The sequence below is a fragment of the Acinetobacter sp. 10FS3-1 genome, from assembly GCF_013343215.1.
In the GTDB taxonomy this organism is placed as follows: Bacteria; Pseudomonadota; Gammaproteobacteria; order Pseudomonadales; family Moraxellaceae; genus Acinetobacter; species Acinetobacter lwoffii_C.
In genome coordinates this window covers 918,528-934,318 of the sequence record NZ_CP039143.1, presented here as the reverse complement: position 1 = coordinate 934,318, position 15,791 = coordinate 918,528, and the positions used below count along the sequence as shown (strand labels likewise).

Genomic DNA, 15,791 nt, shown 5'->3' with positions numbered 1-15,791 from the left:
GACTTTCCTAACGAATCAAGATAAATAAAAAGAGAGCAAATCTTTCAATCCACTCCCTTTACACCAGCAGTTATATAATAACATCCTTCTGTTTATTTTTCAGGTCACTTTTACATCTAAAAACCATAAATGAATAAAATAATCAGATGCATGTTCATAGTTGAGGTCAGCACCTGATATTTTGCGCCTTTTTTCTCTAACCCACATGATGTATTTTAAGCATTACATCCCTGTTTTTTTATTTATCATTTTTACATCTAGCTCAAACATATAAAAAAAAGCACACCAGTAGGTGTGCTTTTTTTTGGGAACTGATTTCTCAGTCTATTAGATTAGCCTGCCATATCTAAAAGCATATTACGGATGTGACCGATTGCTTTAGTTGGGTTCAGACCTTTCGGACATACCGATACACAGTTCATGATACCTTTACAACGGAACAATGAGAATGGGTCGTCAAGACGAGCCAAACGCTCCTGAGTACCTGTATCACGCGAATCAATAATGAAACGGTATGCATTCAACAATGCTGAAGGACCCAGGAACTTGTCCGGGTTCCACCAGAATGATGGGCATGAAGTTGAACAACATGCACAAAGAATACATTCATACAGACCATCTAGATGCTCACGCTCTTCTGGAGACTGCAAACGCTCTTTTGGTGGCGCAGGCTGGTTGTTGATCAAGAACGGATGAATCTTGTTGTACTGATCGTAGAACTGATTCATGTCTACCACCAGGTCTTTTACGACAGGAAGACCTGGAAGTGGACGAATAGTAATTTCATTTGGCAGATCATTGAGGTTCCAAAGACACGCCAAACCGTTTTTACCATTAATATTCACACCATCAGAACCACAGATCCCTTCACGACATGAGCGACGGAATGTCAAAGATTCGTCCTGAACTTTCAATGCAAGAAGCGCATCAAGCAACATACGGTGCTTATCAGTCAATTCAAGCTTAAAAGTTTGCATGTACGGTGCTTTATCCTTATCAGGATCGTAGCGGTAGATATGAAATGTACGAGTACCTCTACTCATCTTAAATCTCCTGATTAGAATGTACGTGGTTTCGGTGGAATAGCCTCTACCGAAAGTGGCTTATAACGTACTGGCTTATACTCAAGACGGTTATCCGCAGAGAACCACAAAGTGTGTTTCATCCACTCATCGTCACGACGGCCATATGGATACTCTGGGTGATCCGGCGACTCTTCAAAGTCCACTACGGTGTGGGCACCACGACATTCTTTACGTGCAGCAGCTGAAATTAATGTCGCTTTTGCAACTTCATACAAGTTTTCCACTTCTAACGCTTCAATACGTGCAGTGTTGAAAACTTTAGACTTGTCTTTCAAATGAATGTTGCGAACACGCGGCTCGATCGCAAGAATCTGTTTCACACCCTCTTCAAGAAGCGCAGTGGTACGGAACACACCCGCGTGGTCTTGAACGATGTCACGAATTGCATCGGCAACTTCTTGAGCATTTTCACCACTGGTTGATTCGTCCAGTTTACGAATACGCGCAACTGTTTCTTCAAGCACATTTGGTGGAAGTGGCTGATATTCATCACCGTGATGTTTAGTCACATAATCAATGATATGTTCGCCCGCAGCTTTACCAAATACAACCAAGTCAAGCAGTGAGTTAGTACCTAGGCGGTTGGCACCGTGTACAGACACACATGAACATTCACCGATGGCATAGAAACCTTTTACCGGTTTAACAAAGTTACGCTCACCCGCATTGGTCGAGTAAACATCTGTGTCTTTGTTGTAGTTCGCTTGCAGCTCTTGAGTCTCACGACTTTCAGGAATAACTACCTGACCATGAATATTCGTTGGAATACCACCCATTTGGTAATGGATTGTTGGCACTACAGGAATTGGCTCTTTAGTGATGTCAACGTTCGCGAATTTCTTACCAATCTCGAATACAGATGGCAGACGCTTCATGATCGTATCAGCGCCCAGGTGAGTCATATCAAGAAGGATATAGTCTCCTTTAGGACCACAACCACGGCCTTCCTTGATTTCCTGGTCCATAGAGCGTGATACGAAGTCACGCGGCGCCAAGTCTTTCAAGGTTGGAGCATAACGCTCCATGAACGGTTCGCCGTCTTTGTTACGAAGGATTGCACCTTCACCACGACAACCCTCAGTTAACAATACGCCTGCACCCGCAACACCTGTTGGGTGGAACTGCCAGAATTCCATATCTTGTAATGGAATACCTGCACGCGCCGCCATACCAAGACCGTCACCAGTGTTGATATACGCGTTAGTAGATGCACGGTAAACACGACCCGCACCGCCAGTTGCAAACAAGGTTGCTTTGGCTTGGAATACTGCAATTTTACCAGTTTCTTGGTCAATTGCTGTTACACCCAGTACATCACCTTCTTCATTACGGATCAGGTCAAGCGCAATCCACTCTACAAAGAATTGAGTGCCCATTTTCACGTTGCTTTGATAAAGCGTGTGAAGAAGCGCGTGACCCGTACGGTCAGCTGCAGCACATGCACGTGGAACTGCTTTTTCACCGTAGTTGGCAGAGTGACCACCGAATGGACGTTGGTAAATTGTACCGTCCGCGTTACGGTCAAATGGCATACCTAAATGTTCTAATTCGTATACCACTTGAGGTGCTTCACGCGTCATGAACTCGATCGCGTCTTGGTCACCTAACCAGTCAGAACCCTTCACCGTGTCATAGAAGTGATAGTGCCAGTTATCTTCTTGCATATTACCAAGAGATGCACCAATACCACCCTGTGCTGCCACAGTATGTGAACGCGTCGGGAATACTTTAGTCAGTACTGCTACTTTCAGACCCGCTTGAGCAAGCTGGTAAGAAGCACGCATACCAGAACCACCACCACCAACGATAACTGCATCGAAAGTTTCATGTGGAATATTTGTGTAATCGTCTTTAGGGGTTATAGCGCCCATGATTGTTTCCTATCAATTCGCCCAAAAAATCTGGATCGCCCAGATCGCATATGCAAATACAGCAATAATCATTGCTGAAGTCAGTACAAGGCGTAAACCTGAAGCTGATGGACCCATCTGACGAGTAGTTACATAGTCAGTAAATACTTGCCACATACCAATCCACGCATGCGCAACAAGAGATAAGACAGACAATAAAGATAAAACCTTCATTGGAGTTGTCATCATAAAGCCGTACCACTGTTCAAAAGTAAAACCGCTGTTGCACAGGATCCAACCTAGAATAACAACAGTATAAACAGCAAGAACAACGGCACTTATACGCTGGATAAACCAGTCGCGTGAACCTGAACCCGTTAAACCAGTAGCACTTTTCATTAGAGTACGATCCATACAAATGACGCAACGATACCGATTGCAGACAAGATTAATGCGATAGTAGCTGCTGTGCGACCACTTTGCAGTTCTTCTGCAACACCAACGTCAGCAAGTAAATGCTTAACACCAGCGATAAAGTGGAAAATTAAACCGGCTACAAATACCCATACGATGAAGCGCACAATAAAACCGTTAAAGATTTCCTGTACTTGTGCAAAACCCTCTGGTGAAGACAATGATTTGTCTAAAATCCACAAAAGGACCGGTACGAGTAAAAATACGATGACACCTGAAAGACGGTGTAGAATTGATGCAATAGCCACGGGTGATTTTAAGTTTACTTCTAAAACTTGACCCATGGACAAATTGACAGGTCTGTTGCTTTTCACAGCGGGCATCCTGTAGTTAAAAACTCCATCCGGAGTTTGTTGGAATTAATTCGAAGGAAAGCTGGCATTGTCAGGCAAATACATGCCGAACGTAAAACGACACTGAATTATAAAACGTCAACTATTAAAACACAAACAGCTCACTCAGGCTTTTTAGGCAAAAAACCTTTAAATAAGAATCATTAACAAAAACCCCTCAATGAACCCACCAAAATATAGCTTAGTGTTTTATGCTTATATAATTGTTTTTAAATAATTAAGTAGATAAATTCGCCCTGTTGCCTGATTTATTCCTATACCGTTTGAATTTAGACTAAAGATGAAGAATCTTGTCTTAAATTGTAAAGTACGGGCTTCTTTTTTGAGTTAAATCAAATATCTGCATTTATAAAACAAATAACAATTATGACCAAAATGAATGATATACAAAACCCCCTCATTAAAAGAAAGACCTAGCCAACTTGGTTTATTGATAGTTTTTTCAACCCTTTTAAGCATTTTAGATTTAAAAAATCACTTACCCAATCTCTATAAATAAGGTTTCCAACCTCTTCCAAATAAATATCAGCTACTTTTTAACCAATTAAACTGAGAATCAGGTCTCAATCTAGAACTTTTATTTATAATCTCTTGATCCTTTAAATAATTTTGAAAAATTATCTAAGTTATGAGATTTAGATAGGTTTCAGGAGAAGCTGGCAAATTCAAGTAATTTTAATTGCTCTTTTTAAGTTTTAAAAAAATGCTGATAAATAACTGCTACAGGTGATTTTTTTCTGCACCTTCTCTTGAATTTGACTTATTATAGCGCCTTGGTACTGTGATTCTATTGGACTTTTTATCTCTTGGTGAATTAACTAAACCGCTGTGCAAGCGTCATTTTTTCATCCATAAGTATAATTGACAAAATTTCAGTAGCCACTAATCTTATAGCAAATTTTTGACCCGTCCGTTTTGTACATTAAAAGATTGATAGCAAATCGGATATACATTCACCAGGACAGGAGATCTATTGAATGTCTGAAGCAACTGGCAAGAAAGCCGTTTTACAGCTTGATGGCAAAGAAATTGAATTACCAATTTACAGCGGCACATTGGGCCCAGATGTAATCGACGTTAAAGATGTGTTGGCTGCAGGTCACTTTACTTTTGATCCTGGTTTCATGGCGACCGCTTCTTGCGAATCTAAGATTACATTTATTGATGGTAACAAAGGTGTACTTTTACACCGTGGCTATCCAATCGACCAGTTAGCAACTAAAGCTGATTACCTTGAAACGTGCTACCTGCTTTTAAATGGTGAGCTTCCAACAGCTGAGCAAAAAGAAGAGTTTGACGCTAAAGTTCGTAACCATACTATGGTTCACGACCAAGTTAGCCGTTTCTTTAACGGTTTCCGTCGCGATGCTCACCCAATGGCGATCATGGTAGGTGTGGTAGGTGCGCTTTCTGCGTTCTATCACAACAACCTGGACATCGAAGATGTTAACCATCGTGAAATTACAGCGATCCGCTTAATTGCCAAAGTTCCTACTTTAGCAGCCTGGAGCTACAAATACACCGTTGGTCAACCATTCGTTTATCCACGTAATGACTTGAACTACGCTGAAAACTTCCTGTACATGATGTTTGCTACACCAGCAGACCGTGACTACAAGGTTAATCCGATTCTTGCAAAAGCAATGGATCGTATCTTCACGCTTCATGCTGACCATGAACAAAATGCTTCTACGTCTACTGTACGTTTAGCGGGCTCTACTGGCGCTAATCCATATGCATGTATCGCTGCTGGTATCTCTGCACTTTGGGGTCCTGCTCACGGTGGTGCAAACGAAGCCGTTCTTAAGATGCTTGACGAAATCGGCACGGTAGAGAACGTTGCTAGCTTCATGGAAAAAGTGAAGACTAAAGAAGTTAAACTCATGGGCTTCGGTCACCGTGTGTACAAAAACTTCGACCCTCGTGCCAAAGTTATGAAAGAAACTTGTGACGAAGTTCTTGGTGCGCTTGGTATCAACGATCCACAGCTAGCTCTTGCAATGGAACTTGAACGTATTGCGTTGTCTGACGAATACTTCATCAAGCGTAACTTATACCCTAACGTAGACTTCTACTCAGGTATCATCCTTAAAGCGATCGGTATCCCGACTGAAATGTTTACTGTAATCTTCGCGCTTGCACGTACTGTAGGCTGGATCAGCCACTGGTTAGAAATGCACAGCGGACCTTACAAAATCGGTCGTCCTCGTCAGCTTTACACTGGCGAAGTTCAACGCGACATTAACCGTTAATTCGGGCAGCGTTAAACGACAAGAAACCACCCTTTCGGGTGGTTTTTTATGCTTGATAAATAGCAATATGACTTTTGTTGCGTGTGGTGACTTGTTTTTAAAATTTATGAGGCCGAACAAGCTGCTTTGTATACAGGTAATATTGTAGAATCGACCCAAGCGCCATGATTTTTAGTCGGCCAGCTCAAACCACAATGTAATACTTGTAAAAGCAATTGATGTTGATTGACCCAGTCAATCATACATAGATAGGATGGAAAAGCTTTAATTGGTGCACAATAGAAGTGCCCGATCCTGTATGAAAAAACTTAAAGTTATGGAGTTGTGATTTTTTATAGCACACTGCAATAAATGCAATTTCAGATCAACATAGGCCACTTGATCACCGGCTTTCATTCAAGCTTTTTATTTTAGATATTGTCAATAAAGCACTTCACCTTAAAAAAACACCATTAATGCTGCAGAGTTGTTGCGTAAACTCGAACACAAGATAGTCGGTTTTAAGTTTGCGTCGTAACTTATCTATGAGTCCAGCCATCTTGTTTAACTTCATTTCTTATCCATGCTTCATGGTTATCATAATGCAATCAACTTAAGCTACTGTCTGAGTTTCCCCCCATGGGAACATCCTGTTGAAGACAGTACATACTCTATTGCAAACTATATTAAACTAAAAATATCTAATTTCTGGATGCAGTTTATAAACAGCTTCTTATTAGATATCCAAACAATTGATGATAATTACTCAAGGCAACAGTTTGAGTAATCTATGGCATACTTAGCCCAAGAGTTCAGGAAATATAAACATGAGAAGAACAACAGCAATTTTAGCTTTGGCTGCAAGCGCTTTAGTAATGAGCGCCTGTCAGACCACACCGCATGAGTTCAATGGACAAAATGGTTATAAGGTTCTGGAGCGTTCGGACAATACAGCAACTTTGAGCTATATCCTTTCGGGACGACCTAGTCAGGACGAAAATAGATTACAAGCGGCCTGCAAACAAGTTTTAGGCGCCAGTAAAAATTATAATATTCAAGTTTTAAGCACCAATGAAGTTGTTAATCCAGCAAACAAACAAGTTGACTTTGGCCGTCAAATTGGCAGCAGCCGTGCCCAAATCAGTTTAAGTAATACTCCTAGCTTATATAACAGTGAAGATTATGGCACCCGCCAGGCCCTTGAAGCTCATCCGACCACCGTGAGAGTGATACGCTTTAGCTGCTCCTAAAAAAATCTTTACATAAAAAGGGCTACAGGCCCTTTTTATTGAATAACTGATCAGTTATTTATCTGGTTCGATAAAAACTGACATTACGAAATTCTGGTGACTCATCCAGATCCGGCCAGGTCGTTGCACTTCGTTCATCCAGTTTCACATATTGTGGATGGCTGAAGTTTTTCACCCGACTGTCTGCCACCCAGACTTCTGGAGCAAACTTTAAAAACTCATCTAGAAAAAAGCGGTTGCACTGATCATAGAGCACATCAGCAGCCAATAGAATATCCACCTGCTCAGCTTTATACAGATCATCCAGATATTCCAGCTCTACATTATTGAGCTCAGCATTGGCACGACAGGCATCTAAACTCACCTGATCAATATCACAACAGATTACCCGTTTTGCCCCTGCCATTTTCGCCGCGATTGCCACCACACCTGAACCTGCACCAAAATCCAGCACGACCTTGTCTTTAACATGATGTGGTTCGACTAAAAGCCATTGCGCCATTGCCAAGCCTGATGCCCAGCAAAAGATCCAATATGGTGTCTCATTCCAAATCCGACGAATCACTTCATCATCCAGTTTATCGGTTGGAAATACGGGTGGAATCAGCCATAAAGAAATGGGTGTACCGGGTAATTGCTGTGCCTGCAGCTCACAGTACGGAATGATGTCATGCAAAGCATGAAGAAGATGCGCAGGGGCTTTGGGCATTTGAAAAGTACAGCTCATTGGATTTTTATTCTTTATATGTGTTGAAGAACTCTTATATTTTAGGTACTACCCTCATCCCAGCCCTCTCCCACAGGGGGAAGGAGCATTCATTATTTTCACAATGAACTTTTCCCTCTCCTTTCAGGAGAGGGTCAGGAAGAGGTCTGTTTATTAACCTAGCGCCTTCTCAGCAGCCTCTACAGTTTGACGAATTAAAGTGGTAATCGTCATTGGACCCACACCACCTGGAACTGGTGTATAAGCAGATGCCACTTCTTCAATACCTACCAATTGAATATCACCAACACCGCCACCCTCACGTGGATGGAAACCAGCATCTACCACCACAGCACCCGGTTTAATCCAGTCTTTTTGAATCAACTCCGCTTTACCGACTGCACCCACAACAATATCGGCTTGCTTCACAAAGTCAGCCAGGTTTTGAGTGCGTGAATGACAGATAGTGACGGTTGCATTTGCTTGAAGCAACATCATTGCCATTGGTTTACCCAGAATCGCAGAACGACCCACGACCACCGCATGTTTGCCTGCGATCTCAATCTTGTTTTCTTGTAAAATTGTCATAATGCCAGCAGGTGTTGCTGAACCATAAGCGGCTTCACCCATTGCCATACGGCCAAAGCCCAGGCAAGTTACACCATCTACATCTTTGGCAAGTGAAATTGCATCAAAACAAGCACGCTCATCAATTTGCGCGGGTACTGGATGCTGTAACAAAATACCGTGAACATCTGGATTTGCATTGAGTTTTTCAATTTCAGCCAGTAACTCTTCAGTTGTAGTTTCTTTAGGCAGCTCAACTTTGAGTGAATCCATACCGACACGACGGCAAGCGTTGCCTTTCATACGCACATAAGTTGCAGATGCACCATCGTCACCCACCAAAATAGTTGCAAGAATTGGAGTACGACCTGTTTTTGCTTTCAGCGCTTCCACGCGAGTTAACAAGTCAGCTTCAATTTGCTTTGCCAATGCACGACCGTCTAGAACTAATGCCACGGCACTTCTCCCAAATGTTGATATGAATCAATTTCGCACATTCTACATGAATATTTTAAATATTTTCCGCTATATGCTGTTTTTCTGCGCATACAAATGAATGCACTATTGTTTTTTTTTCAGAGCTTGATAATATACGCATCAACAAGACGCGGCGGGGTGGCAGAGTGGTCATGCAGCGGACTGCAACTCCGTGGACGCCGGTTCGATTCCGACCTCCGCCTCCATCTTGTTAAAGCCCGAGTGGTGAAATCGGTAGACACAGGGGATTTAAAATCCCCCGCCCACAAAGCGTGCCAGTTCGAGTCTGGCCTCGGGCACCATTCTTAACTCTTCTAAGATGGTGTACATAAAGAATCCAGCATTAAGCTGGTTTTTTTATGCCTGAAATTTCAAATGGGCTGTTATTTTAATTTATTCTCCGTCATTTGCACTGAGAAGATGTTAAATATCCTTGCAAACCAGCATCCAGCTCTTGCTGTAAATGAACAGGTTCAATAATTTTTAGATAGGGTATCCAGTAACGAACCAAAGGATGCAGTTGTTTTTGATGCCGAATCTGGCAAGAGATCAACAACTCTCCCGCTGCAGACTCTGTTAAAATAACTTGCTCGGGAAAAAGCTTACGTTGCTTAAAATACAGCGCAACATCTGGATGTACAGATAGGGTAACTTCCTGCTTATCGTACCCAAACCAAATACTGTCTTCATTATCCAATTGCTGCAAAATATCAGGTTCAAGTTCAAACTGAGCCAGTTGATGGCTGGTAATTATACGTTCAATCCGGCTTAAACGATAAACTCGCAACTTTTGCTTGCGTACCGCTGCTACATACCAATTACCATGATGATGAATCAGCCGGTAAGGCTTTACCACTCTCACTTTACTTTTATAAATAAAAGCCACTTGTACACATTTCTGAATGTGGGCTGTTATTAATTTAAAGTGTTCAGCATATTGGCTTACATCTTCAAAATGATAACCTTTAGCTGAAAAAACCAGGCTGGCACGATTATCAAATAGTTCCTTTAAAAATGAAATGTCCAGAGAAGGATATAATTCACTGATTCCAGATAACTGAGCAAAGTTTTGAATATCCTGTAATTTAAAACGCCCTAAATAAGAGGGTTCAAGATAGTAACGCTTGCTTTGTGTATCCTGAATTAAGGGTAAATAGGAATTGAGCCGGTCAAAATCACGTTCAATTGTTCGTGTACTTACCTGAAACTCGTGCGCCAGCTCTTGTACATTTAGTTGGTGACCAAGATTTAATTTAGTTAAAATTCTAGCTAAACGCTCTGCAAGACGCTCATGTGTCGAAGGATTGCCCTTCATAAATACCCTCTTTGCAATCAGCAATATAGCGCATAAAATGCGTAAAATTATTAAATTATACAGCTAAATATAAACTTATTTTCAAATACTTGTTTCAACTTAAGGCTAATACCCACTCAATATGCTGACTTAACAGAAGCTACAACACAGCTTTTTTACCTTTATGATTAAGACGCTCAACATAACGTTCTAAATGAAGCATTGCAGGGTAAGTTTTAGGCACATCCGAATATAATTGATTACGGATAATCGCTTTATGAAGACGCCTTAAAGCGCGAAAACTATGCACATGCGTGAATGGCACCGATACAATCTTCATCATATATCTCCTTTATTACAGGATGTTTCACATAAACTAGACAAATTTAGTCAAGTTAAATTTAAAGTTAATGTAACCCTCACTTCTGACAGGTTGTGTCGGACAGTTAACGTTTTTTTACTTTTTGGCAAATTTATTTATATTTTTTCAATTAATTTTAGTGATTTATCTTATTTTCTTTCAAAGAAAAGCCGGATACGTTCCGGCTTCCTATGAGAGGGTGTTGATAAATGATATATCTACCTCAATAACGGTCCTGTACAACAGATGAACTTCTCCCTTTAAAAAGGGAGAAAATTTAAATGATTTTCACCACAACTTTCCCGACATGCTCTCCCGTATCCATAGCTGCATGCGCATCCTGAATCTGGTCAAATTTAAAGGTTTTGTAGATCATCGGCAGACATTCGCCTTTTGCCCAGAGTGGCGCCACATAATCCCGTAAGCCTTTGGCAATTTCAGCTTTTTCTGCAGTATTACGGGCACGCATAGTTGAACCAGTAATGGTCAGGCGTTTCATCATAATTTGGCCCAGCTTCACTTCTTTAGCTTTGGCACCCCCCAGAAATGCGATATAGACCAAACGGCCATCACGGCGCAGCAAGTTCAGATTTTTTTCTAGATACGGCGCACCCACCATATCCAGCACCACATCTACACCACCATTGTCAGTCGCCTCATTAATGACTTGTTCAAAGTCCTGAGTTTTGTAATTAATGGCTGTAGTGAGATGGGAAATCGCCTGAACTTTTTCATCCGAACCGACTGTGGCAAACGATTCCAAGCCCAATGATTTGCACAGCATCAATGCCGTGGTACCTATACCGCTGGCACCCCCATGCACCAGTACCATCTCGCCTGCTTTGGCATGTGCCATTTGAAAGACATTGGCCCACACGGTGAAAAAGGTTTCTGGAATGGCTGCTGCCTGTGTAAAGCTTACACCTTCCGGGATGGTCAAGGTCTGGCTTTCTGGTACGACACAATACTCCGCATAACCACCACCATTGGTCAGGCCACAGACTTTATCACCAACTTTAAACTGGCTTACCTCACCACCGACTGCAATCACTTCACCCGCGACTTCAAGGCCCGGGACGGGTGTTACGCCTTTCGGCATTGGATACAAACCTTGACGCTGCAAGATATCTGGACGGTTAATACCAAAAGCATGAACTTTCACCAGAACTTCATCTGCTTTGGCTTCGGGGATCGCAACCGTTTCATAAGCCAATTTATCGATACCGCCCGGCTCGGTAATAATGACCTGCTGCATGGTGGTGGGTGTCATATGTTCTTCCTTTTTCAATGATTGACTATTCAAGCCTCTAAAACTATTTGAACATATAAATGCAGCAGATTGAACAGCAATGGACTTATGTATAATCATGTCCATATTTAGGCGCAGGATAATAGACCTACTATGGCAGACATCATTGAATACACTGAAAACAACTATACTGACTTTGAGTGGTATGACGGCCTTGCAATTATCCGGTTTTATGCAGACTGGTGTGCGCCCTGTGTGCAAAACGCTCCTGTCTTTGAACAATGGGCGAAGACTCAAATGCACGCCGAGCCAACCATCAAGTTTGGTAAGGTCAATATTGATCAATCGCCTATTCTGACTTTGCGCTATCAAGTATATGGCTTACCTTCGACTTTAATTTTTTATCAAGGCAACATTATCCAGCGTATTGCCGGGGTTAAGAGCATGACGCAAATGCAGAGCTATTTAGAGCAAGCCAAAATACTCACCTCCTGACCCTTCCAGACTATATAACGGCTCTTTCAAGAGTGACGTGTCCAAAAGAGCCTGATCAATTCAAGTCGAATTATCCCGCCATTTAAAAATGGATAAAAATAAAATCTTTCATTTCATCATGTCGCTATGACCATCATATAAATTTCATAAATATTTAATATGTAATTAAATTTTTAGTTTATGACAAATCAACAGAAATGTAACCAAGCTGTTTTAAGGTGAGAAACGTTTTTGAAGCCTCTATATAGAGAAAGCACTTTATGAAAATTACACACCTAACAACAGCTATTTTATTAGCTTTAACTTTAAGCGCTTGTTCAAGTGACGATGAAAATACATCAACGCAACCGCCAGTCAACCCAGAAGAGCCTACCGTTCCAGATCCTGAGCCTGAAACACCAGAACAACCTGTGCCAGTTCCTGAAGTTTACCTGGATGAAAACTTCGACCAAATGACGGAGATTCCTGCAACCTGGTCAATGCCAAGATCAAATGCTGGAACAGTCTATTTAAGCGAAGGTAGTTTATTTTTAGATGGTCGTGCCAACGACACGCAAATGACCTCGGTGATGCTGCCACAAGAATATCAAAAGTTGCGTAATTATCGTATCGATATGGAGTTTGCCTATGTGGAACGTAATAATGGCGGACGCTGGGGAAGTATTATTTACCGTGCTGCAGATCACTATGCTGAACCTGCATTTTCACCCTATTACCAATTTGCGATTCGTGGCGATGCCACAGGTGCAAGCGGTCTAGAACTTGCTTTACGTCAACCGACCAATGCCTGGAATGTCCTACACAAATCCGCGTATAAAGAAAATATAGATCCGACCAAGACCTATAAAGCCACGGTGATTGTGCATGGTAAACGTGTGCGCCACTATATCAATGATGAGCTGGTACTGGATACTTCGCTACCGTATAGTCTCGATCAAGGCGGCATTGGATTATCTACAGCAGGTCTGCTGATGCGAGTAGAGCGTCTAAAAATTACCGAGCAGCTTGATGCGCTACCTGAATCAAATAAAGTGACCGATATCATCGATCATCGCCTCCCTGTTTCAATGGCTCCTACGCTGGCTCAACCGGCTCCTCTTACCGGAAATGCCTCGGTCAATGCCACCCATATTGCATATCAGCTAGATGAGCAACTCAATTTATTGAATGCAAATAATCAAAAAGTCATGCATTTACGTGATTATCTGAATGATAGCAACCGCCGTACCTTACCTCTTTTAACCGTCAAAAATGAAAATACCATCACGCAATTAAAAGCACTGTCTACAAACTATGATTTGGCAGATTTCACTTTTGTGTCTGATCAAGCAGATTTATTACGTAAAGTTCGTCTTGCTCTTCCAAGCTCTCGTACTGCATTGGATTATTCACGTCACACTGGATTAACTGATAGCCGTAAAGACATTGTACAAATTGCACACAATACCAACTCTTCACTTTCTAAAATTGTGATTTTACCGTCGCATTTAGTGAAACAAGAGGTGGTGAGTCATTTACAGCGTTTACTGATTACCCCTTGGGCAAGCACAAACACGACTACTCCAGTTTCAGCCGCACAAATTTTAACGACTGGTGTGAATGGGATTTTGACCACTCAGCCCGATACTTTCCAGAATCTTATGAAGAGCATGGCACCTAATACCTTATTGCGTAAGCCGCTAATTACCGGGCATCGTGGTATCCCTGCACTGGATGACGAAAACACGCTAGAAAGCATGTTAAAAGCAATTGAGGTCGGTGCAGATGCCGTTGAATACGATGTCTATATCACTAAAGATGGTCATGTAGTCTTAATGCATGATGACACCACTACACGTACCACCGGTGTTGCGCGCAAGATTGAAGAAATGACTTTGGCGGAAGTTCGGGAATTACGCACTTTAGGCAAACAGCGTCAAATTCCAACAATGGATGAAGTACTTACAGAGGTGAAGAAATATCCACATGTGGTGAACTTTATTGAAATTAAGAGTCCAAAACCTGAAATTGTGCCTGCCATTAAAGCACTACTAGATCAACATGATGCCTATGACCAATCTATCGTCATTAGCTTTAGTGGTGCCCAAATCCTTCATATGAAGAATGTGTTACCCGGCGTATCCACCGGTTTCTTAACCAATACTCCAACCGCCCAGAGCGACATTGTGAATACCCGTCGTATTCTGGATGCCACCCAACAGTACTCCTCGACATTTAACCCATCTTTCGGGGGATTAAGTAAAGAGCTCATGACGCTTGCCAGTCAACGTGGCGTGACCTTCTGGCCATGGACATTCCGGTTGAATAAAGAAGATTTCAATCGTATGTATGTTCAAGGCACCCATGGCCTAACCACTGACTATGCACATGATTCCTCTAATTTAATTGTCAAGCTAAAGACCCCTGCAGAAATCACTGCCACAGTGGGCAAACCTGTAGAGATCTCCGGTCAAACCACGACTCAAGTGGGAGAAAAAACCACCTATATATTTAAAGAAATGCTGGTTTTACCTCAATCCGCTAAATACACTCAAGCGGGTCAAGCCGTGACATTTAGTGAAAAAGGCACCGCCTATGTAATGCCTCGCTACAATTACACCATGGCACCGAATTATAGCTATACGCTATATGCAGCACCTGTAAAAGTGACTATTCAATAAATTCCGACATCTTGAGATGACCTTTTATTGAGAACATCACTCATCCACCTCTAAAAAACCCACTCTATTGCAGTGGGTTTTTTAACTGAGTTCAATGGAATTATTCAGGTATTAAACCTCGGCTGTAATTTCTCGTGTTTATAAACTATTTGATACCTTCTTATTTCAGCCAGTGTTTGCATATAATTTAAAATACTTGCTTCATGATAATCATCTGTTAATACTTCTTTGTCCTGACAACAGGCTCTTAATATATTTAATCAGATTTTTTATATTTTTTGATTTATCTGCATAATTTAATATGATGATGGGGCTAAATGAGCAGTAAATCTGGCAGAAAAATCGGGGTTTATTTCTGCATGAGTGTCAAATATTAATAGCTTCCTATTCTAGGAATAAAAAAATATAACCCATTGAAAAACAATTAAAATTTTTTGATTTAAAGCGTGTGTTTTAATACTCTCTCTAATATCTTACCTCATTATTAATCATTTTAACTGCTAAGGCCTAATCACAATTCTAATGAGGCCCTTAAAGTTCATAAGGAATTATGATAATATGCAGTTTCTTTGATGTGTGTTTCTTATAAATCCAACTTAAATTCAACTTTTCAATGTGATTTAGCACATATCTTCATCTTTTAATTCATGTCCTATTTTGAGTAGATTTTTTATTCATCTATACAGTTAGGATTGTATCTATTTTTATCTATGATCCTGAATGACCAAACTCAAAATTG

The 15,791-nt window shown here is 41.3% G+C and carries 13 protein-coding genes and 2 tRNA genes; 6 read left to right on the top strand and 9 right to left on the bottom strand.

Features of this window, described 5'->3' with window-relative positions; translation table 11 throughout:
* Positions 1 to 332: 332 nt before the first annotated feature.
* The 4 genes from E5Y90_RS04385 to sdhC are packed head-to-tail and all read right to left on the bottom strand — an operon-like array spanning position 333 to position 3,732.
* On the bottom strand, positions 333 to 1,043 hold the full coding sequence (locus E5Y90_RS04385; protein WP_151202966.1) for a succinate dehydrogenase iron-sulfur subunit: 711 nt from the start codon (positions 1,041 to 1,043) through the stop codon (positions 333 to 335).
* A 14-nt stretch (positions 1,044 to 1,057) separates the two neighbouring features.
* Entirely contained in the window at positions 1,058 to 2,956 is a 1,899-nt protein-coding gene (sdhA, locus tag E5Y90_RS04380; RefSeq protein WP_151202968.1) for a succinate dehydrogenase flavoprotein subunit, read from the bottom strand.
* Between the two features lie 12 nt (positions 2,957 to 2,968).
* Positions 2,969 to 3,334 carry a succinate dehydrogenase, hydrophobic membrane anchor protein gene (gene sdhD, locus E5Y90_RS04375; RefSeq protein ID WP_151203043.1) on the bottom strand — a complete coding sequence of 122 codons (366 nt, stop codon included), beginning with the start codon at positions 3,332 to 3,334 and terminating at the stop codon, positions 2,969 to 2,971.
* Positions 3,334 to 3,732, bottom strand: a complete 399-nt coding sequence (gene sdhC / locus E5Y90_RS04370) for a succinate dehydrogenase, cytochrome b556 subunit (RefSeq protein ID WP_151202970.1) — start codon at positions 3,730 to 3,732, stop codon at positions 3,334 to 3,336. Before sdhC ends, sdhD begins: the two co-directional genes overlap by 1 nt.
* 1,007 nt (positions 3,733 to 4,739) lie before the next feature.
* Between sdhC and gltA the strand changes: the two genes are divergently transcribed.
* Positions 4,740 to 6,014 carry a citrate synthase gene (gene gltA, locus E5Y90_RS04365; protein WP_151202972.1) on the top strand — a complete coding sequence of 425 codons (1,275 nt, stop codon included), beginning with the start codon at positions 4,740 to 4,742 and terminating at the stop codon, positions 6,012 to 6,014.
* A gap of 806 nt (positions 6,015 to 6,820) precedes the next feature.
* Positions 6,821 to 7,243, top strand: coding sequence for a hypothetical protein (locus tag E5Y90_RS04360; RefSeq protein ID WP_174659513.1), 423 nt, complete (start codon positions 6,821 to 6,823; stop codon positions 7,241 to 7,243).
* Between the two features lie 58 nt (positions 7,244 to 7,301).
* Here E5Y90_RS04360 and E5Y90_RS04355 read toward each other — a convergent pair whose 3' ends face one another.
* Entirely contained in the window at positions 7,302 to 7,970 is a 669-nt protein-coding gene (locus E5Y90_RS04355; RefSeq protein ID WP_174659512.1) for a class I SAM-dependent methyltransferase, read from the bottom strand.
* A 153-nt stretch (positions 7,971 to 8,123) separates the two neighbouring features.
* Positions 8,124 to 8,972 (bottom strand): bifunctional methylenetetrahydrofolate dehydrogenase/methenyltetrahydrofolate cyclohydrolase FolD, encoded by an 849-nt coding sequence (gene folD / locus E5Y90_RS04350; RefSeq protein WP_151202978.1) that lies wholly within the window; start codon positions 8,970 to 8,972, stop codon positions 8,124 to 8,126.
* 153 nt (positions 8,973 to 9,125) lie between these two features.
* On the opposite strand from folD, the gene E5Y90_RS04345 reads away from it, so the two are divergent.
* Positions 9,126 to 9,199 (top strand) — tRNA-Cys (locus E5Y90_RS04345).
* Positions 9,200 to 9,209: 10 nt separating this feature from the next.
* Positions 9,210 to 9,295 (top strand) — tRNA-Leu (locus tag E5Y90_RS04340).
* 101 nt (positions 9,296 to 9,396) lie between these two features.
* On the opposite strand, the gene E5Y90_RS04335 is transcribed toward E5Y90_RS04340, so the two are convergent.
* The 3 genes from E5Y90_RS04335 to E5Y90_RS04325 all read right to left on the bottom strand — a co-directional run bounded on the left by E5Y90_RS04335 (position 9,397) and on the right by E5Y90_RS04325 (position 11,918).
* On the bottom strand, positions 9,397 to 10,308 hold the full coding sequence (locus tag E5Y90_RS04335) for a helix-turn-helix transcriptional regulator (RefSeq protein ID WP_174659511.1): 912 nt from the start codon (positions 10,306 to 10,308) through the stop codon (positions 9,397 to 9,399).
* A gap of 139 nt (positions 10,309 to 10,447) precedes the next feature.
* On the bottom strand, positions 10,448 to 10,627 hold the full coding sequence (locus E5Y90_RS04330; protein WP_174659510.1) for a hypothetical protein: 180 nt from the start codon (positions 10,625 to 10,627) through the stop codon (positions 10,448 to 10,450).
* 298 nt (positions 10,628 to 10,925) lie between these two features.
* Positions 10,926 to 11,918 (bottom strand): NAD(P)H-quinone oxidoreductase, encoded by a 993-nt coding sequence (locus E5Y90_RS04325; protein ID WP_174659509.1) that lies wholly within the window; start codon positions 11,916 to 11,918, stop codon positions 10,926 to 10,928.
* Positions 11,919 to 12,050: 132 nt separating this feature from the next.
* On the opposite strand from E5Y90_RS04325, the gene E5Y90_RS04320 reads away from it, so the two are divergent.
* Both E5Y90_RS04320 and E5Y90_RS04315 read left to right on the top strand, forming a co-directional pair.
* Complete coding sequence (locus E5Y90_RS04320) at positions 12,051 to 12,392, top strand: thioredoxin family protein (protein WP_174659508.1); 342 nt, start codon at positions 12,051 to 12,053, stop codon at positions 12,390 to 12,392.
* 260 nt (positions 12,393 to 12,652) lie between these two features.
* Positions 12,653 to 15,052: a glycerophosphodiester phosphodiesterase family protein gene (locus E5Y90_RS04315; RefSeq protein ID WP_174659507.1), complete on the top strand. Its 2,400-nt coding sequence runs from the start codon at positions 12,653 to 12,655 to the stop codon at positions 15,050 to 15,052.
* Positions 15,053 to 15,791 lie beyond the last annotated feature (739 nt).

Excerpts from the sequence above, each read along its gene's own strand:
- E5Y90_RS04385 (WP_151202966.1), bottom strand. The coding sequence starts at position 1,043 with ATGAGTAGAGGTACTCGTACATTTCATATCTACCGCTACGATCCTGAT.
- sdhA (WP_151202968.1), bottom strand. The coding sequence starts at position 2,956 with ATGGGCGCTATAACCCCTAAAGACGATTACACAAATATTCCACATGAA.
- sdhD (WP_151203043.1), bottom strand. The coding sequence starts at position 3,334 with ATGAAAAGTGCTACTGGTTTAACGGGTTCAGGTTCACGCGACTGGTTT.
- sdhC (WP_151202970.1), bottom strand. The coding sequence starts at position 3,732 with ATGCCCGCTGTGAAAAGCAACAGACCTGTCAATTTGTCCATGGGTCAA.
- gltA (WP_151202972.1), top strand. The coding sequence starts at position 4,740 with ATGTCTGAAGCAACTGGCAAGAAAGCCGTTTTACAGCTTGATGGCAAA.
- E5Y90_RS04360 (WP_174659513.1), top strand. The coding sequence starts at position 6,821 with ATGAGAAGAACAACAGCAATTTTAGCTTTGGCTGCAAGCGCTTTAGTA.
- E5Y90_RS04355 (WP_174659512.1), bottom strand. The coding sequence starts at position 7,970 with ATGAGCTGTACTTTTCAAATGCCCAAAGCCCCTGCGCATCTTCTTCAT.
- E5Y90_RS04335 (WP_174659511.1), bottom strand. The coding sequence starts at position 10,308 with ATGAAGGGCAATCCTTCGACACATGAGCGTCTTGCAGAGCGTTTAGCT.
- E5Y90_RS04330 (WP_174659510.1), bottom strand. The coding sequence starts at position 10,627 with ATGAAGATTGTATCGGTGCCATTCACGCATGTGCATAGTTTTCGCGCT.
- E5Y90_RS04325 (WP_174659509.1), bottom strand. The coding sequence starts at position 11,918 with ATGACACCCACCACCATGCAGCAGGTCATTATTACCGAGCCGGGCGGT.
- E5Y90_RS04320 (WP_174659508.1), top strand. The coding sequence starts at position 12,051 with ATGGCAGACATCATTGAATACACTGAAAACAACTATACTGACTTTGAG.
- E5Y90_RS04315 (WP_174659507.1), top strand. The coding sequence starts at position 12,653 with ATGAAAATTACACACCTAACAACAGCTATTTTATTAGCTTTAACTTTA.